Origin of the sequence: Bradyrhizobium sacchari, assembly GCF_002068095.1 — a bacterium.
In the GTDB taxonomy this organism is placed as follows: Bacteria; Pseudomonadota; Alphaproteobacteria; order Rhizobiales; family Xanthobacteraceae; genus Bradyrhizobium; species Bradyrhizobium sacchari.
In genome coordinates this window covers 257,146-282,149 of record NZ_LWIG01000007.1, presented here as the reverse complement: position 1 = coordinate 282,149, position 25,004 = coordinate 257,146, and the positions used below count along the sequence as shown (strand labels likewise).

At 64.9% G+C, this 25,004-nt stretch carries 25 protein-coding genes; 10 read left to right on the top strand and 15 right to left on the bottom strand.

Translation table 11 applies throughout. The annotated features are described in order from the left end of the window. Positions 1-17: 17 nt before the first annotated feature. Positions 18-506, top strand: coding sequence for a DUF2059 domain-containing protein (locus A5906_RS07735; RefSeq protein ID WP_080134644.1), 489 nt, complete (start codon positions 18-20; stop codon positions 504-506). 113 nt (positions 507-619) lie between these two features. Here the strand turns inward: A5906_RS07735 and A5906_RS07730 are convergent, their stop codons facing one another. From A5906_RS07730 to A5906_RS07715, 4 genes are all read right to left on the bottom strand, one after another. Further along, positions 620-1,732 (bottom strand): ABC transporter permease, encoded by a 1,113-nt coding sequence (locus tag A5906_RS07730; protein WP_080134643.1) that lies wholly within the window; start codon positions 1,730-1,732, stop codon positions 620-622. A 2-nt stretch (positions 1,733-1,734) separates the two neighbouring features. Next, entirely contained in the window at positions 1,735-4,506 is a 2,772-nt protein-coding gene (rbbA, locus tag A5906_RS07725; RefSeq protein ID WP_080134642.1) for a ribosome-associated ATPase/putative transporter RbbA, read from the bottom strand. Beyond that, the gene (locus A5906_RS07720) at positions 4,503-5,570 is read right to left on the bottom strand and encodes an HlyD family secretion protein (RefSeq protein ID WP_080135218.1); all 1,068 of its coding nucleotides are present in this window, start codon (positions 5,568-5,570) and stop codon (positions 4,503-4,505) included. Before A5906_RS07720 ends, rbbA begins: the two co-directional genes overlap by 4 nt. Positions 5,571-5,808: 238 nt before the next feature. Next, positions 5,809-7,014, bottom strand: a complete 1,206-nt coding sequence (locus A5906_RS07715) for an ABC transporter substrate-binding protein (RefSeq protein ID WP_080134641.1) — start codon at positions 7,012-7,014, stop codon at positions 5,809-5,811. A 209-nt stretch (positions 7,015-7,223) separates the two neighbouring features. Between A5906_RS07715 and A5906_RS07710 the strand changes: the two genes are divergently transcribed. Beyond that, positions 7,224-8,837, top strand: coding sequence for an acyl-CoA synthetase (locus A5906_RS07710; RefSeq protein ID WP_080135217.1), 1,614 nt, complete (start codon positions 7,224-7,226; stop codon positions 8,835-8,837). A gap of 252 nt (positions 8,838-9,089) precedes the next feature. On the opposite strand, the gene A5906_RS07705 is transcribed toward A5906_RS07710, so the two are convergent. Continuing rightward, positions 9,090-10,289, bottom strand: a complete 1,200-nt coding sequence (locus A5906_RS07705) for an MFS transporter (protein WP_080135216.1) — start codon at positions 10,287-10,289, stop codon at positions 9,090-9,092. Between the two features lie 156 nt (positions 10,290-10,445). Here A5906_RS07705 and A5906_RS07700 point away from each other — a divergent pair, with 156 nt between their 5' ends. From A5906_RS07700 to A5906_RS07690, 3 genes are all read left to right on the top strand, one after another. Continuing rightward, positions 10,446-11,249, top strand: a complete 804-nt coding sequence (locus A5906_RS07700) for an MBL fold metallo-hydrolase (RefSeq protein ID WP_080135215.1) — start codon at positions 10,446-10,448, stop codon at positions 11,247-11,249. A 159-nt stretch (positions 11,250-11,408) separates the two neighbouring features. Next, positions 11,409-12,422 carry an alpha/beta fold hydrolase gene (locus A5906_RS07695; protein WP_080134640.1) on the top strand — a complete coding sequence of 338 codons (1,014 nt, stop codon included), beginning with the start codon at positions 11,409-11,411 and terminating at the stop codon, positions 12,420-12,422. A gap of 16 nt (positions 12,423-12,438) precedes the next feature. Next, positions 12,439-13,386 carry a fatty acid desaturase gene (locus A5906_RS07690; RefSeq protein WP_080134639.1) on the top strand — a complete coding sequence of 316 codons (948 nt, stop codon included), beginning with the start codon at positions 12,439-12,441 and terminating at the stop codon, positions 13,384-13,386. A gap of 67 nt (positions 13,387-13,453) precedes the next feature. Here the strand turns inward: A5906_RS07690 and A5906_RS07685 are convergent, their stop codons facing one another. Together A5906_RS07685 and A5906_RS07680 are read right to left on the bottom strand one after the other, a co-directional pair. Then, positions 13,454-13,696 carry a hypothetical protein gene (locus A5906_RS07685; RefSeq protein WP_080135214.1) on the bottom strand — a complete coding sequence of 81 codons (243 nt, stop codon included), beginning with the start codon at positions 13,694-13,696 and terminating at the stop codon, positions 13,454-13,456. A 137-nt stretch (positions 13,697-13,833) separates the two neighbouring features. Further along, on the bottom strand, positions 13,834-14,814 hold the full coding sequence (locus A5906_RS07680) for a helix-turn-helix transcriptional regulator (RefSeq protein WP_080134638.1): 981 nt from the start codon (positions 14,812-14,814) through the stop codon (positions 13,834-13,836). Positions 14,815-14,898: 84 nt separating this feature from the next. Here A5906_RS07680 and A5906_RS07675 point away from each other — a divergent pair, with 84 nt between their 5' ends. Continuing rightward, on the top strand, positions 14,899-15,543 hold the full coding sequence (locus tag A5906_RS07675; protein ID WP_080134637.1) for a glutathione S-transferase family protein: 645 nt from the start codon (positions 14,899-14,901) through the stop codon (positions 15,541-15,543). 166 nt (positions 15,544-15,709) lie between these two features. Here A5906_RS07675 and A5906_RS07670 read toward each other — a convergent pair whose 3' ends face one another. The 4 genes from A5906_RS07670 to A5906_RS07655 form a co-directional block, all read right to left on the bottom strand. After that, positions 15,710-16,495, bottom strand: coding sequence for an enoyl-CoA hydratase/isomerase family protein (locus tag A5906_RS07670; RefSeq protein ID WP_080134636.1), 786 nt, complete (start codon positions 16,493-16,495; stop codon positions 15,710-15,712). A gap of 12 nt (positions 16,496-16,507) precedes the next feature. Next, positions 16,508-17,617, bottom strand: a complete 1,110-nt coding sequence (locus A5906_RS07665) for a cyclic nucleotide-gated ion channel (RefSeq protein ID WP_080134635.1) — start codon at positions 17,615-17,617, stop codon at positions 16,508-16,510. A 141-nt stretch (positions 17,618-17,758) separates the two neighbouring features. Next, a complete protein-coding gene (locus A5906_RS07660) occupies positions 17,759-17,977 on the bottom strand; it encodes a hypothetical protein (protein WP_080134634.1) in 219 nt (72 codons plus the stop codon). A 296-nt stretch (positions 17,978-18,273) separates the two neighbouring features. Continuing rightward, positions 18,274-19,719 carry a TAXI family TRAP transporter solute-binding subunit gene (locus A5906_RS07655; RefSeq protein WP_080134633.1) on the bottom strand — a complete coding sequence of 482 codons (1,446 nt, stop codon included), beginning with the start codon at positions 19,717-19,719 and terminating at the stop codon, positions 18,274-18,276. Positions 19,720-20,121: 402 nt separating this feature from the next. Between A5906_RS07655 and A5906_RS07650 the strand changes: the two genes are divergently transcribed. Both A5906_RS07650 and A5906_RS42890 read left to right on the top strand, forming a co-directional pair. After that, on the top strand, positions 20,122-20,469 hold the full coding sequence (locus A5906_RS07650) for a DUF3307 domain-containing protein (protein WP_051122990.1): 348 nt from the start codon (positions 20,122-20,124) through the stop codon (positions 20,467-20,469). 248 nt (positions 20,470-20,717) lie between these two features. Beyond that, positions 20,718-21,116, top strand: coding sequence for a hypothetical protein (locus tag A5906_RS42890; protein ID WP_080134632.1), 399 nt, complete (start codon positions 20,718-20,720; stop codon positions 21,114-21,116). Here A5906_RS42890 and A5906_RS07640 read toward each other — a convergent pair. Next, entirely contained in the window at positions 21,113-21,427 is a 315-nt protein-coding gene (locus tag A5906_RS07640) for a YkgJ family cysteine cluster protein (protein ID WP_430642360.1), read from the bottom strand. The two genes, A5906_RS42890 and A5906_RS07640, sit on opposite strands and share 4 nt — an antisense overlap. Before the next feature lie 5 nt (positions 21,428-21,432). Next, the gene (locus A5906_RS07635) at positions 21,433-22,131 is read right to left on the bottom strand and encodes a helix-turn-helix transcriptional regulator (protein ID WP_018643314.1); all 699 of its coding nucleotides are present in this window, start codon (positions 22,129-22,131) and stop codon (positions 21,433-21,435) included. A gap of 113 nt (positions 22,132-22,244) precedes the next feature. On the opposite strand from A5906_RS07635, the gene A5906_RS07630 reads away from it, so the two are divergent. Both A5906_RS07630 and A5906_RS07625 read left to right on the top strand, forming a co-directional pair. Further along, complete coding sequence (locus tag A5906_RS07630) at positions 22,245-22,505, top strand: hypothetical protein (RefSeq protein WP_080134630.1); 261 nt, start codon at positions 22,245-22,247, stop codon at positions 22,503-22,505. 35 nt (positions 22,506-22,540) lie between these two features. Next, entirely contained in the window at positions 22,541-23,269 is a 729-nt protein-coding gene (locus A5906_RS07625) for a glutathione S-transferase family protein (RefSeq protein ID WP_080134629.1), read from the top strand. A 73-nt stretch (positions 23,270-23,342) separates the two neighbouring features. Here A5906_RS07625 and A5906_RS07620 read toward each other — a convergent pair whose 3' ends face one another. Both A5906_RS07620 and A5906_RS07615 read right to left on the bottom strand, forming a co-directional pair. Beyond that, positions 23,343-24,494, bottom strand: coding sequence for an ABC transporter substrate-binding protein (locus A5906_RS07620; protein WP_080134628.1), 1,152 nt, complete (start codon positions 24,492-24,494; stop codon positions 23,343-23,345). A gap of 78 nt (positions 24,495-24,572) precedes the next feature. Further along, positions 24,573-24,992, bottom strand: a complete 420-nt coding sequence (locus tag A5906_RS07615) for an acyl-CoA thioesterase (RefSeq protein ID WP_080134627.1) — start codon at positions 24,990-24,992, stop codon at positions 24,573-24,575. Positions 24,993-25,004 lie beyond the last annotated feature (12 nt).

The window sequence follows — 25,004 nt, the reverse complement described above, 5'->3', positions numbered from 1 at the left end:
GTCCAACGGAGAGCTCAATGTCCAGACGTTTGCTGACGATCGCCGGCGCTCTCCTGCTTCTCGTCTGCGGCGCATCGGCACAGGCGCCGTCGCCGGAGGCGATGAGCGCGGCGCGCAAGCTTGTCGTCACCTTGAAGATCGCCGATCAGTACCGCGCATTGCTGCCGCAGCTCCTGCTCAAGCTGCGGCCCGTGGTCGCCCAGGACAGGCCGGAGATCGAGCGTGACTACGATGCGGTCACGGCACCCGGCTCCGAGATCTATGCGCCGTTCGTTGCGTCCATGACCGACCAGATCGCGGCGCTCTATGCCCAGACTTTCACGGTGGACGAGCTGCGCCAGATCGACACCTTCTACGCAGCGCCGGCGGGCCAAAAGTTCCTGGAGAAGTCGGACGCGCTGGCCCAGGCGAGCGCGCAGATCAGCCAGGACGTGAGCCAGAAGGCCGCCGACGAACTGAAGCAGCGCCTCATCGAGGCGCTGCGCCAGAAGGGGCACAAGCTCTGAGCTAGCGCGCGCTTAAAGCATGATCCGGAAAAGTGCGAAGCGGTTTTCCGGAAAGATCATGCGTAAACGACAACCTAAAGCGTGACGACGATTCGTCCCAATCTCATCGCGCGTCAGGCCAGAAAAGCGCGAAACCGGCGCAGCGCGATCAGGAAGAAGACGACGCCGATCAGCGTCAGCGCGCCGAGTTGCGGCCAGACTGCCTCGAGCCCTGCGCCGCGGAACAGGATCGCCTGGGCCAGCATCACGAAATGCGTGTTGGGCGCGGCCAGCATGATATCCTGGACGAATTGCGGCATGCTCTCGCGCGGCGTCATGCTGCCCGACAGGGTCTGCAGCGGCAGCAGGATCATGATCAGCAGCAACCCGAATTGCGGCATCGAGCCGGCGATGGTGGCGAGGAAGATGCCCATGCTGGTGGTGGCGAACAGCTGCAGCGCCGCGCCGAGGAGAAACAGCGCAACCGATCCGTCGATCGTCACCGCCAGCCATCCCTTGACCACGAACAGGATCGACAGGGCGGAGGCGACCAGCACCACCGCGCCCATTGACCAGACCTTGCTGACCATGATCTCCAGCGGCGTGACCGGCATCACCAGGAGATGCTCGATCGTGCCGTGCTCGCGCTCGCGGATCAGGGCCGCGCCGGTCAGGATGATCGAGAGCATGGTGATCGAGGTGATAACGTGGTCGATGGCGCCGAACCAGGATTTCTTCAGTTCCGGGTTGAACCGCGCCCGCAGCGCCAGCTCGATCGGCGCGGCCTGCGCCTCGCGCGTATGGGCCAGGAACTCGGAGATCTCCGCGTTGACGATCTGCTCGACATAGCCGCCGCCGTTGAAGGCCTGCGAGATCCGCGTTGCGTCGACGTTGAGCTGGATCGCCGGCGACTTCCGCGCCAGCAGGTCGCGCTGGAAGTCCGGCGGGATGTCGAGCGCGAAAGTGTCGAGGCCGGCGTCCATCCTCCGGTCCATCTCGTATTGCGAGATCAGGCGTGGCTCGGAGAAATAGGGCGCCGTGAACGCCATCCCGATGCGGGACGAGACCGGCGAATGGTCCTCGTCCACGATGGCGATCGCAGCGCGGTTCAGCGTCTCCGGCATCGCCCTTGCCCCGGCATAGACCGCCATCGTGAAGGAATAGACGATCAGCACGAGCAGCATCGGGTCGCGCACGAGGCCGCGCAATTCCTTGATGCCGAGCTGGAGCACGTTGTCGATGCGCATGGTCAGCGGGCCTGTTTCTTCAGCAGCATGGCGCCGGCTGTCACCAGCACCGGGATCGTGATCGCGAGCGCCATCAGGTCGTTGTGGAGCGTCTCGAAACCGAGGCCCTTGGAGAAGGTGCCGCGCGAGATCGTGACGAAATAGGTGGTGGGATAGAGGCGCCCGATAGCCGCGCCTAACCCCTGAAGCGACGACACCGGATCGATCAGCCCGGAATACTGGATGGCCGGGATCAGCGTGAGCAGCACCGTGCCGAACAGTGCCGCGATCTGGCTGTTCATGAAAGCCGAGATCACCATCCCCATGCCGGTCGTGGCGGTGACGTAGAGCAGGGCGGCGAGCGCATAGGTCGGAAAGCTGCCGGTGAAGGGCACGCCGAAGACGAGAAGCGCGAAGCCGACAAGGAGGAGGAAGTTTCCGAATGCGAGCACGACATAGGGCAGTTGCGTGCCGAGCAGGAATTCTAGCCGCGTCACCGGCGTCACGTAGAAATTGACGATCGAGCCGAGCTCCTTCTCGCGCACCACCGCGAGCGCGGCGAGCACCGCCGGGATCATGACCAGCAGCAGCGGGATGATTCCGGGCGCCATGGCGACGACGCTCCTGACGTCGGGATTGTAGCGGTAACGCAGCTGGAGCTGGTAGGAGCCGGCGATCGCCGCCTCGCCATAGAGCTCGCGGCCCTTCTGCGCGAGCCAGGTGGCGTGGATCGCCTGGGCGTAGGAGCGCAGCGTCTCGGCGCGCGTCGGGTTGGCGCCGTCGACCCAGGCGCCGATCTCGACATGGCGGCCGCGGCTGACGTCGCGGCCGAAGCCGGGCGGCAATTCGATGGCAAGGCCGATCTCGCCGGCGCGCATGCGGCGGTCGAGGTCGGCATAATCGGTGATCGGGGATTTCTGGGTGAAGTAGCGCGATCCCGCGATCTGGAGGCTGTAGTCGCGACTGATGGCGGTGTCGTCGCGGTCGAGCACGGCGAAGGTCAGGTTCTCGACGTCCATGCTGATGCCGTAGCCGAGCACGAACAGCAGCAGCACGCTGCCGAGGATCGCGAGCGTGGCGCGGATCGGATCGCGCCGCAGTTCGAGCGCCTCGCGCTTGGAATAGGCCAGCATGCGGGTCGGATTGAACGTGCCGCTGCGCTTGCGCGGAGGCGCTGTGGCCTCGGCCGGTTCGGGCACCGCGGCTGCAGGTTGGCCGGCTGCATCCGAGGTGTCGGCGATTGCTTCTTCCAGGCAGGCGATGAAGGCCTGCTCGAGCGTGGCGGCGCCGCGCGCGGCCACGATGGCGGCAGGCGTGTCCGACGTCAGCACCTTGCCCGCATGCATCAGCGAGATCCGGTCGCAGCGCTCGGCCTCGTTCATGAAATGGGTCGAGACGAAGATCGTGACGTTGTCCTTGCGCGAGAGCTCGGCGAGAATCTGCCAGAAGCGATCGCGTGCGACGGGATCGACGCCCGAGGTCGGCTCGTCGAGGATGAGGATGTCGGGTGCGTGGATCATCGCGACCGCCAGCGACAGCCGCTGCCGCAGGCCTAGCGGCAGCGCATCGGGCAGGGCATCGGCCACCTCGGCAAGGTCGAATCGGGCGATCATCTCGTCGATACGCCCGGCAATGGTCTCCGCCGGCAGCTCGAACAGCCGCGCATGCAGATCGAGATTCTGGGCGACCGTCAGCTCCGAATAGAGCGAGAAGCCCTGCGACATGTAGCCGATGCGGCGGCGCACGGACATGTCGCCGGCATCGATCGTCTTGCCGAACAGCCGCGCAGTGCCTTCGCTTACCGGCAGCAGGCCCGTGAGCATCTTCATGGTTGTGGTCTTGCCGCAGCCGTTCGAGCCGAGGAAGCCGAAGATCTCGCCCTTGTTGATGCGGAAGCTGACGTCGTCGACGGCGATGAAGTCGTTGAACCGCCGGGTCAGGTGGTCGGCCTCGATCGCGATCTCGTCATGGTCCGTGCTGCGCGGCGGGATCACGACGCCGGTATGGCTGCTGCGGTCTTCCTCGGGCAGGAGGCGGATGAAGGCGTCGTCGAGCGTAGCGGCACCGGTCTGCTGCAGGAGGGCGGCTGGCGCCCCCGTCGCCAGCACGCGGCCGGCGTTCATCGCAATGAGGAAATCGAATTGCGCGGCCTCTTCCATATAGGCGGTGGAGACGATCACGCTCATGCCGGGCCGGCTCCTCCGGATCGAGGCGATCAGCTCCCAGAACTGGCGGCGGGACAACGGATCGACGCCGGTGGTCGGCTCGTCCAGGATCAGGAGCTCGGGATCGTGGATCAAAGCGCAGCACAGGCCGACCTTCTGCTTCATGCCGCCGGACAGCTTAGCCGCCGGCCGGTCGGCGAAAGGGGTGAGCCCGGTGTCGCGCATGAGGCTGGCGATCCGCCGGCTTCGTTCCGCCTTGTCGTGTCCGAACAGGCGGCCGAAGAAGTCGATGTTCTCGAACACCGACAGCGTCGGATACAGGTTCTTGCCGAGCCCCTGTGGCATATAGGCGATGTCGGGGCACACGTTGCGGCGATGGCGCGAGCTCGCCATGTCGCCGCTGAGCACGTGAATGCGCCCCTGCTGGATCGCGCGCGCGCCGGCGATCAGCGAGAGCAGGCTCGACTTGCCGACGCCGTCGGGGCCGATCAACCCGATCATGCAACCGGACGGCAGGTCGAGGGTGATGCCGTCCAGCGCCCGGGTCTTGCCGTAGCTGAGGCCCACGCCCTCCAGATGCACCACGCTGCCGGCCCGGCCCGGTGCATCGGCTGCGGCAGTCGTGCTCATCGGGTCAGCTTGGTCTTGAGATTGTCGGGCCACTGCGCGGCCGGATCGAGCTGCACATAGGCCATGCCGGGCAGGCCGGTCTTCACCTGCTCGATGTGCTGGCGCAGGAGTTCGGGTGCGATATGCGCCTTGATGCGGAACATCAGCTTCTGGCGCTCCTCCTCGGTCTCGACGGTCTTGGGCGTGAATTGCGCGACGTCGGCGACGAAGGTGGCCTTGGCCGGGATCACATATTGCGGGATGGCGTCGAGCACGAGGTGGACCTCGGAGCCGATCGCGACGCGGCCGGCATCCGCCGTCGGCAGGAAGAACGTCATATAGACGTCGCCGAGATCGACCATGTTGAGGACGCGGCCGCCGGCCGCGAGCACCTCGCCCGGCTGCGACACGCGATACTGCACGCGGCCTTCGCGCGGCGCCTTCAGCACGCTGTCGTTGAGATCGGCGGCGATGCTTTCGATCGCGGCCTTGGCGGCGTCCACCGAGGCGCCGGCATCGATCACCATGGCGCGCGAGGAACTGATCGCGGCCTCCGAGGCCGCGACCTGCGCCTGGGCCGCGGCCAGCGCCGCTTTCGCCGTGGCGTTGGCGGAGCGGTCGTCGTCCAGCACCTGCTGCGACACGGCATTCGTCCTGATCAATTGCTCGGAACGATCGAGCTTGCGGCTTGTCGTATCGAGTTGCGCGCTGCGCTGGTCGACCACGGCTTCCGCAGCCCTGCGCTCGGCCTCGCGCTGGTTCACCAGGCTCTTGGCGGTCTCGACGTTGATGGACGCGCGCTGCAGTTGCGCTTCGGCCTGGCGGCGCTGCGCCTGCAATTGCTCGGTGTCCATGCGCGCCAGAACCTGGCCTGCGCGTACGAAGTCGCCTTCGTTGACCAGAATCTCGCGAATCCGGCCCGGCGTCTTGGTGGCGATGTCGATCTCGACCGCTTCGATGCGACCGTTGCCGCGGGCGAAGCCCGCCGGAAGCGCGTTGGAATCGCGGTGCTGCCAGTAGTAATAGGCGCCGCCTGCGAGCAGGACGGCGATCGCGGCGACGATGCGCCCCGGAGTGAAGTTCATCTGTTCATAACGCCGTGCGGCGGCGCCCACATGTTGAGACACGAGTGCCCAGCCGCCATTTGCGCGAACGAGCGGTCTCACCATTGCAGCGATTTTTGCATCGCAACTTGATGCAGATCAGACGGCGGCGCGAGGTGTGCCTGTCTCTATCTTAGGCAGCTCGCCGCGACGACGCCGTCCGCCTCGGTCGATCAGGCGGACGGCAAGCCTTGTTGAGCGGGTCCTCGTTGATCCGTGCTCACTTCACCAGCGGGCAGCCGCCGTCCTTCAGCGGCCGGAACGCCTGGTCCGCAGGAACCTCGGCGAGCAATTTGTAGTAATCCCACGGCCCCTTCGATTCCTCGGGCTTCTTCACCTGGAACAGAAACATGCTGTGCACCATGCGGCCGTCTTCGCGCAGCACGCCGTTATCGGTGAAGGCGTCCTGCACCGGCAGCTCGCGCATCTTGGCCATCACCGTCTTGGTGTCCCTGGTGCCGGCCGCCTGCACCGCCTTGAGGTAATGCAGCGTGGCGCTGTAGGTCGCGGCCTGGTTCATCGTCGGCATGCGCTTGACGCGCTCGAGGAAGCGCTTGCCGAAGGCGCGGGTCTTGTCGTTGAGGTCCCAGTAGTAAGCCTCGGTGATGATCAGTCCCTGCGCGAGCTTCAGCCCCAGGCTGTGCACGTCGGATATGAACATCACGATCGCGGCCAGGTTCTGGCCGCCAGCGACGATGCCGAACTCGCCGGCCTGCTTGATCGCGTTGATGGTGTCGCCGCCGCCATTGGCGAGGCCGATGATCTTGGCCTTGGAGGCCTGGGCCTGCAGCAGGAAGGACGAGAAGTCCGCCGTGTTGAGCGGATGCTTGACGCTGCCGACCACCTTGCCGCCGGCGGCCTTCACGACGTCGCCGGTGTCGCGCTCGACCGAATGACCGAACACGTAATCGGCGGTGAGGAAGAACCAGGTGTCGCCGCCGTTCTTGACGATGGCGCTGCCCACTGTGTGGGCGTTGGCATAGGTGTCGTAGGTCCAGTGTGCGGTGTAGGGCGAGCAGGACTTTCCGGTGATGTCGGAGCTCGCCGCGTCCGTCACGATCATGATCTTCTCGTACTGTTTCGACAGCTCCATCACCGCGAGCGCGGTGGCCGAGGTCGGCAGGTCGATGATCATGTCGACGCCTTCGGTCTCCCACCATTTGCGGGCGATCGTCGAGGCGATGTCGGGCTTATTGAGCACGTCGGCCGAGACCATGTCGATCGGCTTGCCGAACATCTGCCCGCCGAAATCCTCGATGGCCATTTTTGTGGCCTCGACATTCCCCATGCCGCCGATGTCGGAATAGACCGAGGAGAAGTCGGAGAGCACGCCGATCTTGAGTGAGGCCTGCTGGGCGGACGAAGGGTCGACGAAAAACGCTGATAGCAGCCCGGCCGCAAAGGCAGCGCGCGCGATCCGATACATGATTTCCCCCGTTATTATTGTTGGTGCACCGGCGCAAATTTGCCGCAGCGAAGCGGCAATTCTTGCGTCATGACGCCAGCGCGCAGCCGATTTGACGCGGCCGGCAGCGCCGACTACCCTTCGTGCAAATACGAACGCATGGATGCAAAGCCCCTCACCAAGGTCGAGGCCGAGCGACGCGCGAATTGCAAATCTTTGGGGGAATGGAAATGTCGAGTGACACCGCAGCTACAATCGCGAAAGCGCGCGAGCACTCCATTGGCGATCTCTTGCGCCGCTCCGCAGGCCGCGAGCCGAACAAGCGCGCGGTGAGTTGCGGCAATGTCAGCTGGACCTTTGCCGAGATGGATGCGGTCTGCAACCGGCTCGGCCGCGGCCTGCTGGGCCTCGGCGTGAAGAAGGGCGACCGCCTCGCCGTGCTCTCGCGCAACTCGCACGCCTTCGCGGCGTTGCGCTTCGCGGTGGCGCGGATCGGCGCGGTGCTGGTGCCGATCAACTTCATGCTCAATCCGGACGAGGTCAATTTCATCCTGAAGAGTTCCGGCGCAAAGCTGCTCGCGGCCGGCCCCGATTTCGTCGAGCCCGCGAAGGCGGCAAGCGCGAAGGACTGCGCCGTCGAGAAGATGATATGGCTGCCGGGCGAGGACCCGGCATCCGCGCCTGCGGGCCTCATCACCTTCGACGACCTTCTTGATCCCGACGGCTCGTTCCTGGAAGCGTCGGTGGACAGCCGCGATCTCGCGCAGATCGTCTACACCAGCGGCACGGAGTCGCTGCCCAAGGGCGCGATGCTGACCCACGAGGCCGTGATGTGGCAATATGTCAGCTGTGTCATCGACGGCGGCATGAGCGTGGAGGACAAGTTCCTGCACGCGCTGCCGCTCTATCACTGCGCCCAGCTCGACGTGTTCCTGGGCCCGCAGATCTATCTGGGCGCCTCCGGCGTCATCACGGGCAAGCCGACCGCCGACAACATCCTGGCGCTGATCCAGGCGCACAAGATCACGTCCTTCTTCGCGCCGCCGACGATCTGGATCGCAATGCTGCGCTCGCCGAACTTCGACAAGACCGACCTGTCGACCTTGCAGAAGGGCTATTACGGCGCCTCGATCATGCCGGTGGAAGTCCTGCTCGAACTCCAGCGGCGCCTGCCCGCCGTCAAATTCTGGAATTTCTACGGCCAGACCGAGATCGCGCCGCTCGCGACCGTACTGCGGCCGGAGGACCAGCTGCGCAAGGCCGGCTCGGCCGGCAAGCCGGTGCTCAATGTCGAGACGCGCGTCGTCAACACGGCGATGGAAGACGTCAAGGTCGGCGAAGTCGGCGAGATCGTGCATCGCTCGCCGCATCTGCTTTCCGGCTATTACAACGACCCGGTGAAGACGGCTGCGGCGTTCAGCGGCGGCTGGTTTCATTCCGGCGATCTCGCGACGATCGATGACGAGGGCCACATCACCGTGGTCGATCGCGTCAAGGACATGATCAAGACCGGCGGCGAGAATGTCGCGAGCCGCGAGGTCGAGGAGATGGTCTATCGTATTCCGGAGGTCTCCGAGGTCGCCGTGGTCGGCCTGCCTGATCCGCGCTGGATCGAGGCGGTCACCGCCATCGTCGTGGTCAAGACCGGGGAAAAGCTCGACGAAGAAACCGTCATCAAACATTGCGCCGGCCGGATGGCTCATTTCAAGGTGCCCAAGCGCGTGATCTTCGTGGATGCCCTGCCGAAGAATCCGAGCGGCAAGCTGCTCAAGCGCGAGCTGCGCCAGCGCTTCGTCGGCGGCGAGACTCTCGACAGGGCGGTCCAGAAGAGTTTTGGGACATAGCCGGCGCCGTCGCGGCGGAGGTCCCGCCTCAAGCGCAATGACATTGGATGAATCGTCATCGCGCTTCAGGTTGTTGTTGTCGCATGATCTTTCCGGAAAACCGCGTCGCACTTTTCCGGATCATGATTTATTCGGCTTCGCCGGCCAGCTTCCTGGCACCGTCGGGCGTCGCTCCGAAACGGCGGCGAAACGCGCGATGGAAGTAGGAGACGTCGTGAAATCCGGCAGGATGCCCGACCGCGACGATTGGTCTCAATACTTCTTCACCGCAACCCCGAACGCCAGCCACAGCGCGATCGAAGCAAGGCCAAAGCCGCCGAGCAGCAGGAAGGTCGGGCCGTAGCCGATCCATTGTGCGATCCAGCCGCCGAGCGCGGGGCTGAGGCTGGCACCGATACCCTGCACCGTGATCACTGCACCCTGGCCGAGATTGATGCGGCCGGTGCCGTTGAGCGAACGCGCGATCATGCCGGGGACGGCGACCGTTTGCAGTCCGGTGCCGATGCCGTCGAGCACCTGCATCGGCACGACGCCCCACCATCCCGTGACGAAGAAGGCGAGCACACCGCGGATTGGTAAGAACATGAAGGAGATCAGGATCACCGGCCAGTAGTTGCGCTTGCCTGCGACCTGCATTGCGATCAGCGAAGTCACGATCATCACACCTTGCGCGATCACGACCGTGGTCGCGACGAAGCTCGGTCCGTTGGCCTGTCCCTCGGCTACGGCCGCAAGTCCGTAGAGCGGCACGATCGCCGCATTGCCGAGATGGAACAGGGCGAGCGCCAACGCCAGCACCAGGAGCGGCTTGTGCTTGAAGAGGACGGACATCCCGTCCGGCGGAGCCTTGCTGTCGTCCTCGCGACTGCCGCGTGCTGCGCGATCGTCGATCGATTTCGCCGGAATCATCAGCACGCAGGCGATCGCGATGGCGCCGAACACCGCCGCCAGGACGAACACGGCGACGTAACCGTATTTGTAGCCGAGGTAGCCCGACAATGCCGCGCCGACCATGTTGCCGGCGTGGTTGAAGGCCTGATTGCGGCCGTTCAAGGCGTTGAAGCCCTTCTGCCTGGCAATGCCCAGCGTGATTCCGGTGACTGCCGGCACGATGGCGGCGCTCGCGAGCGATTGGGCGATTTGCGAGAAAGTGACGGCCCAGAAGTTTTGCGAGACCAGGATGATCGCGGATGCCGCGACCACGCAGATGCCGGGGATGACGACCCACATGCGCTTGTTGCGGCTCGCATCGATGAAGCCGCCGATCGGCGTCGTGATCAGCATGCCCGCGATGTTGCCGATCGTCATGGCGGTGCCGATCAGCCCGCTCGCCCAGCCACGTTCCTGCAGGAACACGCCGACGAAGGGGCCGATGCCGGACTGCATGTCGGCCATGAAGAAATTGACTGCAAACAGCGGCCAGATGCGGGATGGTGAGGGACGCGATGTCATCGAGACGCTGAAGATGTTCCTGCCCGTCGAGTGTGTCTCGCGTGACACGGAGATGGCTGGCCCATTGTGCCGGTGCTGATGAGAACCTAACCTGCGCTGACAGCGTTGGTTCCTCCCCATCTGCGGCCGCGTCGCGGCCGCTATCGGATGCTGGTCATGCCTCTCTGGACTTGTGAAACCTGCGGCGCGCAATTCCCGGACAGCGGACGGCCGCCGGCCTCCTGTCCGATCTGCGAGGACGAACGGCAATTCGTGAACTGGGAGGGGCAGACCTTCCTGACGCGGGAGGCGCTGGCGGAACGTCACCGTGTGACTTGGCGCGACGATCTCGGCCTCACCGGTCTCGGGCTCGAGCCGAGCTTTGCCATCGGCCAGCGCGCACTGCTGGTGCCGCTCAGCGAGGGATGCATGATGTGGGACTGCGTGCCGCTGGCGACGCCGGAGGCGATCGCGCATGTGCGCGTGCTCGGCGGATTGAAAGCGATCGCGATCTCGCACCCGCATTATTATGGCGCGCTTGCCGACTGGAGCGAGGCGTTCGGCGGTGTGCCGGTCTATCTGCACGCAGACGATGGCCAATGGGTGACGCGTTCGCATCCGTCGATCATGCACTGGACCGGCGATCAGCATCGCATCTCCGACGACGTGCTGCTGCTGCGGACCGGCGGCCATTTCGCAGGCGCCGCCATGCTGCACTGGGCGCGCGGCGCGGCTGGCAAGGGCGTGCTGCTCACCGGTGATATCGCGCAGGTGACGATGGACCGCCGCTTTGTCAGCTTCATGTATTCCTATCCGAACTACATGCCGCTCAATGCAGCCGCGGTGCGGCGGATCGCTGCCGCCGTTGAGCCGCTCGCCTTCGATCGCATCTATGGCGCCTGGTGGGGCCGCAACATCGCCAGCGGTGCCAAGGCCGCGTTCGCAGCGTCGGTGGCGCGATATATCGCAGCCATCGCCTGAGACCCGGCCCGCTGATCGGATCTATCTTGCAGGCGTTGAATAAATGTACTAAACGTACACTTATTAAACGTGGCGCAATGGCGCGTCTGTGGCCGGCATGATCGGTGCATCGCCGTGTCTGCGGCGGCTCGTGGGGCCGCGTGAGTGAGGGGCTGACGCATGGTGGGTGAGCGCGACTACGAGATTTTCGAGGACGACGTCGCGCTCCAGTCCGGCGCCGTCTTCTCCAAATTGAAGCTTGCCTACAAGACCTACGGCACGCTGAGCCCGGCCAGGGACAACGTCATTCTCTATCCGACCTCGTTCAGCGCACAGCACTTCGATACCGAGTGGCTGATCGGGCCCGACGGCGTGCTCGATCCCACGCGCTATTTCATCGTCATCCCGAACCTGTTCGGCAACGGCCTGTCGTCCTCGCCGTCGAATTCCGCCGCGCCGTTCCCGGAGCTGACTTACCACGATGCGATCGCCGTTCAGCGCCGCCTTCTCACCGAGCGCTTCGGCATCACAAAGCTCGCGCTGGTCTATGGCTGGTCGATGGGCGGCATGCAGGCCTATCACTGGGCAGCGCTGCATCCCGACATGGTCGAGCGTGCTGCCGTGGTCTGCGGGAGCGCGCGCTGCGCGCCCTATAATCGCGTCTTCCTGGACAGCGTGAAGGCGGCGCTCACGACCGATCCTGCCTTCCGCGATGGCCGCTTCACCGAAAGGCCCGTCGCCGGCTACCGCGCGATGGGGCGGGTCTATGCCGGCTGGGCGATGTCGCACGGCTTCTATCGCGACGAGCTCTGGCGGGAGGGCGGCTTCACGTCGCTGGAGGATTATCTCGTCCGCGCATGGGATGCGACCTTCGCGCGGCGCGATGCCAATGATCTCCTGGCGCAGATCGGCATCTGGCAGCGCGGCGACATCAGCCGCTGTGCCGATTTCGGCGGCGATCTCGATCGCGCGCTGGCCGCGATAGATGCGCACATGCTGCTGATGCCGGGCGCGACCGATCGCTATTTCGACGTCCGCGACAACGAGGACGAGCTCGGCAAGCTGGTCAATGCAAAATCGGCGGTGCTGCATCCGATCCCGTCGCTGCACGGCCATCGCGCTGGCAACCCCGTCAACAATCCCCGCGACCAGGCCTTCATCAAGGCCGAGATCGCGGAGCTTCTCAGCAAGTAGTGCAGGGGTCTCGATCATGACCGAAGCGACCTTTTCAGAGTCCGGCCATCGCCTGAAGCCATTGAGCCCGGCCATGCTGCGGGAGTTGTCGGTGCGCTCGAACCTCAGGGGCTCTGCGCAGAGCCTCGGCCATTACGGCGTCATCGCACTGGTCGGCGCGCTGATCTGGTTGGTGACCTCACGCTACGGCGTGCTTTGGGCGCTGCCGCTGATGGCGGTGCAGGGCTATGTCGTCGCCTTCCTGTTCATGGCGGTGCACGAGACCGCGCACAAGACCGCGTTCAAAAGCCGCGGCCTCAATCTTGCGGTCGGTTATCTCTCGGCCTTCATCATCGGATTGCCCCACGAATATTACTGCCTGTTTCACTGGGACCACCACCGCTACACCCAGGACCCGGAGAAGGATCCCGAGCTGATCGTCGGCGTGAAACCGGCCTCGGACACCCAGCTCGCGATTGCCTATAGCGGCCTGCTCCAGGTCGCCGGGCGCCTGCGGCTGATGCTCGGCCATGCCGTCACCGGCAAGGTCGTCGTGCCCTGGATTCCCGAGAACAAGCGAGCCATTATCGTGGCTGAGGCGCGCGCCTATGTCGCGCTCTACGCCCTGCTGCTTGCGCTCTCGCTGTGGTTCTCGTCGGCGCTGCTGCTCTGGGTCTGGATCGCGCCGCTTGCCATCGGGCAGTTCTTCCTGCGGCCCTATCTCTATGCCGAGCACACCGGCTGTGATCGCACCCGCAGCGCCTTTCAGAACACCCGCACCACCTATACCGGCGCCATCGTCAAATGGTTCGCGTGGAACATGCCCTATCATGTCGAGCATCACGCCTATCCGTCGATTCCCTTTCACGCCCTGCCGAAGCTGAACGAGATCGTCGACGGCGAGATCGTCCATCGCGGGCGCGGCTACATCCAAACGACGCGCGAGACCTGGGCGTGGTTTCGCCGGCAGCGGCAAATCGGCTGACGAGTAGCTGGCCAAACGTAAAACTCCGGCCGCGATGCGGCCGGAGCTTTGTCGTGAGGCGGGGATATCAGTAGATCCCGTAGGCGCAGACGTTCACGACGCGGACGCGCAGGCCGTGACGGGTCTGGACGACGCGCTCCTGGTAGCAGTTGCTGACACCGGTGTTGACGTAGATGCCGCCGTAACCCCAGCCCGGGCCCCAGCCATGACCCCAGTGATGGAAGCCGTGAGCCGAAGCGGCGGTGGGCGCGAGAGCGGCAGCGCCGAGCGAGCCGGCAGCGATCAGACCAAGAGCAAGCTTACGAAACATCTTCATTCTCCAGTTTGGCGCGGGGCCGTTGTTGTGTCCCTGCATCTCCGTCGGTTCGAAGCGAGAATGCGTTCACGGCGGTCCTTGAGAATCGTGTTTCAGGATTGTTTCGTCGGCTGCGGCGAGGTGCGCCGCGGTCAGGCTTTCCGCGCCGCGCCATAGCGCGTGGCCATGGCCTGGGTCATCTCGGCCATCTTCTCGCGGAGATCCGCAGGCTCCAGCACTTCGGCCTCAGGGCCGAGCCGCAGCAATTCGGCTGCGGCGTGCCAGGACGTCTTGCCGGTCGGCACCCGCGCGATGCGCCAGCCATCCGCATCGGCGGCATCCTCGATCTCAGTGCGCGCCTTGACGTAAGGCTGGCTCAACGCGTCGAGCAGCTTGACGCCGAACGGCGACAGCCGCACGACCGCGACATTGGGATGCATCTCGGCCTCGAGGCGAAGTGTCGCGGCCTGCCAATAGGCGGCGAGATCGAAATCGACGGGACGCTCGAAGCGATCGTCGAGCGCGGTGCAGTCGAGCACGCGGGCGACGCGATAGGTCCGCACGCTGCCCTCCACTTGACCTGCGAGATACCAGCTGCCGCCCTTCAGCACGAGGCCGAGCGGCGCGACACGGCGCTGTTTTTCCGCGCGCCAGCTCCGGTAGCGGATCTTGATCAGCGTGCCGCGCAGGACCGCGCCCGCAATGGTGCGCAGATGCTTCGGCTCTTCCGCCTCGCCGAACCAGCCCGGCGCGTCCAGGTGAAAACGCTCCTGCATCCGCCCGGCGTCTTCGCGCAAATTGGCGGGCAGCGCGGCCATCAGCTTGTTTTGCGCGGCGATCATCGCCGCATCCAGCCCGAGCGCCGCCGCAGGTCCCGGGAGGCCCGCCAGGAACAGAGCTTCCGCCTCGTTCTGCGACAGGCCGTTCAGCCGGACGCGGTAGCCGTCGAGCAGGCGATAGCCGCCCTCCGCGCCGCGATCGGCATAGACAGGAACGCCGGAGGCGGCGAGCGCGTCGATGTCGCGATAGATCGTGCGCACCGACACCTCGCAGCTCTCCGCGAGCTCGGGCGCGGTGACCTGCCCTCGAGCCTGGAGGGTGGTGAGGATCGACAGCATCCGGCTTGCGCGCATGATCCCTTAAACCATACCTGACACAGGATGTCAGGTATGGGCCGCTACAAGATTCGTCTCGCCAGACGGCACCGAGGAGACCCCATGACCGATCCGAACCGCATCACGCTGTATTATTCGCCCCAGACGCGCGCCACCGGCACGCGGGTGCTGCTGGAAGAGTTGGGGGCGCCCTACGATCTCCACGTCCTCAACATGAAGGCCGGCGAGCAGCGCAAGCCCGACTATCTCGCCATCAACCCGCTTGGCAAGGTGCCGGCGGTCCGTCACCGCGGGGAGCTCGTGACCGAGCAGGTCGCCGCCACCATCTATCTCGCCGATCTCTTTCCGCAGGCCGGGCTGACGCCCGCCCTGAACGATCCGCTGCGCGGCCCTTATTTGCGCTGGATCGCCTATTACGGCTCATCCTTCGAGCCGGCCTTGATCGACAAGTTCATGCAGCGTGAGCCGGCCCCGATCACGCAATCGCCCTATGCCGATTACGATACCATGTTAGGGGCGCTCGAGGCGCAACTGTCGAAGGGGCCATATCTGCTCGGCGAGCGCATGACGGCCGCGGATGTTTTGTGGGGCGTCGCGTTCAGCTGGACCATGATGTTCGGCATCGTGCCGAAGAAGGACGCCTTCGTCCGCTATGCCGAGCGCATGACCGCGCGCCCGGCATTCCAGCGCATCACTGCGGCGGATGAGGAGATGGCCGCGCAGCATGCCAGGGCAGTGGGCGTGTAAACCCGCACGTCACATACGGTGTCGTCCCGGCGAAGGCCGGGACCCATACGCCGCAGCAATAGTTTCGCGAAGACTCGGAGCTACACAGCTTTCCTCCGTATCCACTCCCTGTGGCTATGGGTCCCGGCGTTCGCCGGACCCCACTGGGGGTGTAGCGCGCTCCGGCTCAAAACCGCGGCGCCCGCTTCTCCGCGAACGCCTTGATGCCTTCCTTGATCTCGTCGCCGCGCATGCTGTCGCGGTGACGCCGGTCGGCGGCAGCATCGTCGAGCTCACCGCGGGCGAATTCGTTGATGGCGCGCTTCATGCCGCGCATCGCCTGCGGCGCATTGCCGGCGAGGATTCCGGCGAGCCTGTCGACTTCCTCGTCGAGCATCTCTTCCGGCACCATGGCGGTGAGATAGCCGATGCGCAGCATCTCCGGCGCGGTGATCTTCTGAGCGGTCAGGAATAGCTTCTTGGCGTTGTCGACGCCGAGCCGCGTCACGTAGCGTTTGATGCCGCTCCGGTAATAGTGCAGCCCGAGCCGCGCCGCCGGCATGAACATCTCGGAGGTGTCGACGCCGATGCGGAAATCGCAGGCGAGCGCGAGGTCGGTCGAGCCGCCATAGACGCCGCCGTTGAGCCGGCAGATGGTCGGCACGCCCAGATCCTCCAGCCGGTTGACGACCACCTCGAAGGCGGAGCCCGCACTCTGCTGCTCGTTCGCGCTCGCCGCGCGCTCGGCGACCGAATTGAGATCGTAGCCGGCGGAGAAGGCGCGGCCCGTGCCTGTCAGCACCAGCACGCGGATGGCGGGATCGGCCTCGACGGCATCGAACAGTTTGACCAGATGGTCGAGGTCCTCGGCCTGGAGCCGGTTGAGATGTTTTGGCCGGTTGAGGCGGATGGTGGCGCGTGCGCCACTGATCTCGAGGACGGGGCTGGAAGCCGCGTCGGCTGTATCCGACATTCTTGTCTCCATTTACTTGTTTTCGAGCGCCCGGCGCCTGGCCTCGGCGTCGATGGTCTCGGCGAGATCGGGATGCCGCGCCATCAGCACGCGGAAATCGACGAGGTCGAGCACCAGCAGCCGCGACACCTTCGTGGTCGAGACGTTGGCGCCGCGCAAATTGTTGCCGAGCAGCGCCATCTCGCCGAAGAAGGCGCCTTCGCCGAGCTGCACCTTCTTGCCCGGAAGGTCGACCTCGACCTCGCCGGCGGCGATGAAGTACATGCAGTCGCCCTGTGCGCCCTTGCGGATGATCATGGTGCGCGCCGGCAGCTCCATGGTGCGCAGCATATGGGTGACGTCGGCGATGGCCGCCGGTCCCAGCGCGGCGAAGAACGGCACCTTGCTGACGGATTCCCAGGTCTTGAGGAAATTGTCGCGCCGGGTCTCCGCGGCAAAGCCGGTCGCCAAAATACCGGTCCAGAGGCCGAACACGCCGAGGCCGGAGATCATGACCAGCGCCGCCACCATGCGCCCGAGCGGCGTCACCGGCACGACGTCGCCATAGCCCGTCGTCGTCAGCGTCACCACCGCCCACCACAGCGCGGCCGGCACGCTGCCGAAGGTTTGAGGCTGTACATCCCGCTCCAGGAAGTATTCGGCAACAGAGGCGAGGAAGACGACCATCAGGAAGATCACGAGAACACTGACCAGCGGCCCCGATTCCAGCACCAGCACGCGGCGAAGCTGCCGCAGGCCCGGAATGCCCGGCACCACCTTCAGCACCCAGAGCACGCTGAGCAGCCAGGCCGTCTTCGACTCGACGCCGAGAATCAGCGCGATTGGTACGGCCAATGCGCCGACCGCGTCGACGATGCCGGCCGAGGAGGATATGTAGAGCGCCAGACGCCCCGTTCGTGCCATGTGGCGCAGCCGGACCAGCCACTCGAATACGAAGTAGAGGAGGCAGACCCACAGCAGGGCATCGACCCAGCGGTGCGACTCCTCATAGGCCGGGTTCACCGTCAGCAGCATCATGCTGAGGACGCCGACGGCGACCGCCACATAGGCCGCCTTGGTCATGTTGCGGCCGGCCGTGGCGGCCGCGAACTGGGCCAGAGCGGAGATCAGCGGCTTGGACATGCGGGAAGGCGGCTCGGTCTTTCTTTTGCGGTCCCGGCTGGGACGGCGGCGCCAAAGTGCCCGCCGGCGCCAGGGCCGTCAACGACGGCTGTGCGCACTGCAGCGTCGTCGAATCATGGGGACCGGCGGNGTGCCGAGCCGCTATCGGAAATGGGGCGGCTCGTCATAGCCGCGGCGGCTGCTGAAGAACAGCAGGATCATCAGGCCGAGGCCGACCACGATGGAAAATCCGGCCCCCAGCACCAGGGCTACATAGCCTTCCGTCGGAAGCGGGTCGCCTTCGACCGCCATCGCTGAATAAGCGAAATAGCCCACTGCTGCCAGCATTCCCAGGAGGAAGACCATCAGGAGTATACGCATGGTGCGTTTCTCCGGTTGTATCCGGAAACCAACGGTTGCGGATGGGGACGGTTCCCAGGGAGCCGGCCGTTAAGCGAGGCCGCGTTCGCCATCCCGGACTCGGCGGTAGGCGGCGCGCCCCTCGTTCCTCGAGTTGATGTTGCCACTTCAGCCCCGTGCCCCGGACGCAGCGCAGCACGCAGTGATGCGCTGCAGAGCCGGGGCCCACGCAGCAGCACACATTGCAGCTTCCTGGTCCCGGCTCAGCGCTGCAACGCCTTCGGCATTGCAGCTTGTCCGGGACACGAGAGGGCGGATCAGGCGCTTTGCGCGGTCTTCACTACCACGACTTTGCTGTCGTCGTGCTGGGCAGGGCCGGCCTCGCGGGCTGCTTTTTCGATCTCGGCGGCATGACGTTTCAGATAGTCGCGCCGCATGCCGATCTCGTCGCGGACGAATTCGTAGCCGAGCTTGAAGGTGTCGAGCCCGTCGGTACTGATCGTGCCGTCCCTGAGGCCAATGACCGCTCCGCGCAAGATGCCTTCGAGCTCGTCCTGGAGACATTCGAGCTGGTCGAGCGAGTGGGCGTGCTCGATGCGCTCGCCGATGTCGAGGATGGCGGTGGAGAGCTCACTGGCCTTCTCCGGTGCGATCCTCGTGATCTTGGCGTAGATCGCGGCGAAGATCGAGCCGATGACGCTGAGCGCGGCGGCGCTCAGATACATCATGTCGCTGTACTTATCCATGAACGACTTGGTGTCGTCGTTGATGTAGTCGGCCGCGCCCTGATGCGCCATCACGAAGGCGTCCTTCTCGACCGAGGCCGGCTCTATCCTGCTGGCGAAGCCGTTGTCGAGTCCGAGCGCGGACTTGTTCTCGTAGATGGTACGCGCCAGCTCGCCTGCCGTGGTCGCCGACATCCTGGATTGCGCGACCAGCAGCCATTCGAGCCCGATCGTCTCGAGATCGTCGTCGGGAACTTCAGGCGAGGCGGACAGCATGCCGGCCGTCAGCGTCTCGTCGGAAATGCCGGGGAATTTGCGGGCCAGCGCCTTGGCCTCGTCGATCGCGTTGAGCGTGAAGCCGCCTCGCTTGGCGACCTGCTCGTAGGCCTTGTCGCGCACGGCTCTGGAGGCGTGCACGATGGCGATCACCGCACCGAAGCCGTTTGCCGGCGCAAACAGCTTGTCGAGCGTTGTGCCCTGCGGCGCCATCTGGATCTTCGCGGCATCGGGTCCCTCGGGAATGTCGAGGATGCCGCGGACGAAGGCGAGCGAGGATTCGTTCTCGGCAAGGACCGCGACTTTCTTCTTCTTCAGCTCGGCGAGCGATTTGATCTTCTTGTTGCCGGGACCGAGCAGGAGCACGAGGTCGTGCTCGAGGATCGCGAGCGTGCGCGCCCGCAGCGGCACCTTGGCGTCGGTCCGCAAGACGGCGAGGTCGGCCTGCTTGCGGTCGAATTGTGCGATCGCCTTGGCGTTGTCGGGATTGTTGACGATCCTGATCCGGAAGCGCGAGGCATTGTTCTTCAACAACGTCGCCAGCTTGGCGGCGAACAGCGCCTCGTCGCTGTTGGGGGTGCCGACGGCAAAGGTCAGCGTCTCCGAATTGTGCAGCATGGCGCGACCGCCCCAGACGGTGGCAAGCGACAGCAGCAGGGTCAGCACGACGTAGAGCAGCACCTGCTGCTGATTGGTCTTGATCACCTTGGGACGCCGCGGCGGCGGTTCGGTCGGCGATGAATTGGGGCCTTCAGCACTCATGGCAGCACTCTTGGCCTTATTTCTGGGTGGCGGGCGGCTCGCAGGTGATCGCGGCAAACGCCCTGTAATTCGTAAACGCCTGAAAAAAGAACGATATTCTCTACCGACAATGATAGCGCGCAGGTTGTGGGATGCAAATTTCAAGCCGGAGGTAACCTTACTTGGGACCGGCGCGGCGATCCGTCATCCTATCACCAGTTAGCCACAGTTGGCGATTTTCCGGTTCCCCCGGCTGCATTCCGCCGCGGGAGATGTCATAAATTGCGTGTCCCGGCGATTTGACCGGTCCAAGAAGAAGTTGCGCTGAACGCTCCAATCTTTCTTGTCACGTCAATGAGGGCGTCAGCTTTGTCGTTTCCATCCATGTCATCGGCGGTTCCGGTCGAAGCGCTCATTGGCTGGATGCTGCTGCTTACCTTCAAGCACATCATCGCCGATTTCGTCCTGCAGACCGCGTGGATGGCGCATGGCAAGGATCAGAAGCACGGCTGGGCCTTGCCGCTGCTGGTGCATTGCCTGGTCCACCTTGCGGTCGCGCTGCCGCTGATCGTGATCGTCGCGCCGAAATTCTGGTTCGTAGCTTTCATCGACTTCGTGATCCACATCACGATCGACCGCGCCAAGGGCTTCGTCTCCGCCAATTTCGGGGTCGACCTTGCGCATCCCTGGTTCTGGACCCTGATCGGCGTCGACCAGGCACTGCATCACCTGACCGGCTTCGGCCTTTCCATCTTCATGGCGGCGAACTGATTGTCAGTCTTGCGCCGTCGTTCCGGGGCTCGCGAAGCGAGAACCCCGAATCTCGCGATTCCGGGTTCGGTCCTGCGGACCGCCCCGGAATGACGGAGCCAGAATCTTGAGCGCCCAAACTCTTGGGTCGTCTGCGGTCGCCCGGCCCTCTGGCCAGGGCGCAAGGACCCCGGGTGACTACCGCCCAGGGTGGTTAACCTTTCGTTAGAGAATTGCGCTGCATCTTCCCGACACGAGGGAGAACTGCAATGTTTTCAAGCCGCGACGCCTTTGAAAGCGATTTCTGCCCGGTTCGCGACGAGCTCCTTGGTGAAATGTATCGCGCCAGCGAGAGCGGCCTGCCGAGGCTGGTTGAGAGTGTTTCCCCTGACGCACGCGCCAGGTTGGCGCTGTTCTGCTATCGCCGCAGCCATCTGCACTCGCTGGCGATCGCGATCGCCGGCAGCTGCAGCGAGCGTGACCTGATCGAAAACGGCGGCCGTGTCGGCTCGACGCTCTACGCGTTGTCGCGCGAAAGCTCGGCCAAATCCACGCCATCGCTGTCGGGTGGACGCAAGCCGATCACGCTGTCGACCAAGCCGCTCTCGGTCCTCGCACCGCTCGATGACGAGATCGACGACGAGATCAGCGAAGCCGTTCCTGCTTAAGCAGACTGTATAACCGGCAGCCCGAACTTCCGCCGCGCCATCGCGCATTCGGCGTCTCCAGGCATGCAGGTGCGGCACACTTCCGGCCGCACGTCATAGATGCCGCAGGCCGTCATCTTTCCGATCTCTCCCCGCAACGCGGAGCAGCGATCGCCCTCGCAGCGCATGCCGGACTGGCGGTCGTTGACCAGCGCCTCCGGAATCGCGGCAAGCTCCTCGTCGCTCTCGATCGAGAAGCGCGGCCAGTTCTGCGAGTAGCCGCAGCAGGCGCCGCAACTCTGGCAACAGCTCGACAGATCGATCTCTTGCATCTCGCTCACGTGTCCTTTGGCGGGCCCCAGACCAGGCTCTGCCGCCATTTCGCGCGCAGCACGTCGCGCCGCTCCGGATATCGTTCGTCGAGATAGGTCGCGTCCACCACGCGGTCGGTGCGGAAGCTGCGGAAATCGCTGCGCAGCTCGCACCAGGCCGCGAGCAGACGCACGGCTTCGAGATAGCCGACCGAGATCGGCCAGATCATGCGCTCGCTGGCACGTCCCTGCTCGTCGCGATAGCGCAGCATGATCTTCTTGCCTTCGTGGATCTGGGTGCGCGTGCGCACCATGTCGAGGCGATCAGGCTCCCTGTTCCAGCTCGGCCGCGCCCGGCTCGCAGGCTCCAGCACGAAGGGACGCAGGCGCTCAGGGACAGTGTCGGCGATCTTGGCCATCAGGTCTTCGGCCGCGCGCGCCAGCGCCGAATCGGCATGGCCCGCGACCCATTGCGCGCCGAGCACCGCCGCCTCGATCTCGTCGGGCGTCAGCATCAAGGGCGGCAGATCAAAACCCTTTTCCAGGATGTAGCCCATGCCGGCCTCGCCGCGGATCGGCACGCGCTGGCCGATCAGCGTCGCGATGTCGCGATAGATCGTGCGCTTGGAGGTCTCGAGCTCCGCCGCGATCGCGTCCGCCGTCAGCGGCTTACGGGTACGCCGGAGCACCTGGATGATCTGAAACAGCCGGTCGGCACGTCTCATGACAATTCTCTTCTCGAACGACGGATCAGAAATCGGCGCGCGGCTGCTGACAGGATGTTGGCAGCAGGGGGGGTCTATACCGGGACAACACATCGACTGAAGAGGGTTTGTCCATGATCACTCCAATCCATCTCGGCCTGGCCGGCCCGCTGTGGCGGGCGCAGCTCTGGCAAGCCCGGGCGTTTGGCCGCCTCGTTTCGCTCGATCTCATGGCCGTTGATCTCCGATTCGCACTCGCAAGCGTGGTGGCACGCTCGCTGACCCAGGCCGCGGACGTACTGGTCCGCCACGTCATGACCCGCGCCTGGCGGGGGGCCCGTTTCGCAGAAGATATCACGGCTGCTGCCACCATGGTGGCAGCAGCCCGTCACTAGGTTCCGTCAAACTTGGCAGCTTCAGGAGAGCTCGCATGATCACGCTTTACGGCTTTGGCACCGGCTTCGGCCTGCCGGAAATCAGCCCCTTCGTCACCAAGACCGAGGTGCAGCTCAAGATGGCGGGGCTGCCCTACCGGAAGGAGCGCGCGATGCCGCCGGCCTCCCCGAAGGGCCAACTGCCCTTCATCGACGATGGCGGCGAGGCGGTGGCCGATTCGACCTTCATTCGCGCCCATATCGAGCGCCGCTACGGCTTCGATTTCGACGCCGGCCTCTCGCTGCAGGAGCGCGCGCAGGCCTGGGCGTTCGAGCGGATGATCGAGCATCATGTCTATTGGGCGCTGGTCGGGGCGCGCTGGGTCGATCCGGTCAATTTCGCCAAGGGCCCCGCGCATTTCTTCGACGGCGCACCGGAACACAACCGCGAGAAGCTGCGCGAGGACGCGCAGTTCCGCGTCGCCGAGAACTATCTGCTCTCCGGCCTCGGCCGCCATGCGCCCGATGACGACGTCGATCTCGCCGTGCGCTCGCTGTTCGCGCTGTCGGTGCAGCTCGGCGACAAGGCCTACCTGATGGGCAACAAGCCCTGCGGCGTCGATGCCACAGCCTTCGGCGCCCTCGCGGGGATCCTGACGCCGTTCTTCGAGTCCGCCTTGCGGCAGCGGGCCGAAGGATTTCCGAACCTCACGGCGTATGTCGATCGCATGATGGACAATTACTATCCGGAGTTCGCCTGGACCCCGCTGCGGCAGGCAGCATAGGCGCCCCCACTCGCAATGAAAAAGAGCCGGCCCATCGGGCCGGCTCTCGTCGTCTCAGAACTATTGCGGCGTCTTACTTCACCAGCGTGTACTTGCCGTTCTTCACGGTGAGCAGGATACGCGAGCGCTCGTCGAGACCGTAGCGGTCCTTTTCGGTGAAGTTGTAGACGCCCTGGCTTGCCGCCAGCTCCTTCTCGGACAGCAGCGCCTGGCGGATGGCTTCGCGGAATTCCGGCGTGCCGGGTTTTGCGGTTTTCAGTGCGGTCGGGATGACGCGCTTCAGGATCTCGAACGCATCGTAGGAGTGGCCGGCGAACTGGCTGCGGCTGTTCGGGCCGTACTTGGCCTCATAGGCCGAGTTCAGCGCGAGGCCGGGCTTCTTGGTGGCGGCTTCGTCCGGCTGGTCCTCGGGGTCCATGACGGGGCCGGAGGCCATCAGCACGCCTTCCGCCGCTTTGCCGGCGATGCGGATGAAGTCCATGCTGGCGGCGCCATGGGTCTGGTAGATCAGGCCCTGATAGCCGCGTTCGCGCAGCTCCGTCTGCGGCAGGGCGGCCGCGGTGCCGGAGGCGCCGACCAGGATCGCGTCGGGATTGGCGGCGACGAGCTTGAGCACCTGTCCGGTCACCGACGTGTCCGGGCGGGCAAAGCGCTCCTCGTCGACGATGGTCATGCCCATCGGCACGGCCTGCGCCTTCAGGTCGTTGAACCAGAGGTCGCCATAGGAGTCGGAATAGCCGATATAGCCGAGGGTCTTGATGCCCTTCGACTTCATGTGGTCGTACAGCACCTTGCCGACGATCGGGATCGGCTGCGGCATCGCCACCGACCACTTCATGCGCTCCGGCGTGATCGGAAAGGGGGCCAGGCCAAAGTGCGGGATGCCAGCTTCGTTGGCGACGTTGGACACCGCGATGGTCGGCGGCGTCAGCGCCGAGCCCATGATGATGTCGGCCTTGGATTCCGTCACGAAGCGGCGTGCGTTGGTGGTCGCGGTGGTGGGGTCGCCGCCGTCGTCGAGCACGATCACCTTCAGCGGCACGCCGCCGATCTCCTTCGGTACGAATTCCAGCGCGTTGCGCTCGGGAATGCCGAGGGCGGCGCCCGGGCCGGTCGTGGTGGTGGTGATGCCGATGGTGATCTCGGCGGTCTGGGCCAGCGCGGGCAGCGCCGGCGGGGCGAGCGTCGCCGCGGCAATGGCAGCGGTCAGGCAAAAGCGTTTCATCTATTCCTCCCTTGACGTGTTTCCTTGAAAGCAGAAATCGGGGGGTAATTCAGCCCCCTCTTTTGGCGATGCGGCGATTTAGCTTCCCGTGAATTTGGCGACCATCTCCGGCAGAAACGGCGCCGATTTCAGCTTGTCGGGATCGACAGGATCGCGGCCGACCAGGACGCGGGTCTCGAACCCCTCGATCGCCAGCGCCTCGCCCTTGTAGACGTTGTGCTTCACCTCGAAGCTCGAGCGCTTGATGCTCTCGATCTTCGTTTCGATGGTGATCCAGTCGCCATAGGTCGAGGGGATGTAGAACTTGGCCCGCGTGTCGACCATGGGGATGCCGACCAGTCCGTATTTGCGGACCAGATCCTGTTTGGAGAAGCCGGCGACCTCGAACAGGGTCGAGGTCGAATCGTCGAACATCGCGAAATAGCGCGGGTAATAGACGATGTTGGCAGGGTCGCAATCACCCCACTGGATCTGGACCTCGCGCCGGTTCACGAACATGTGTCGCGCCCT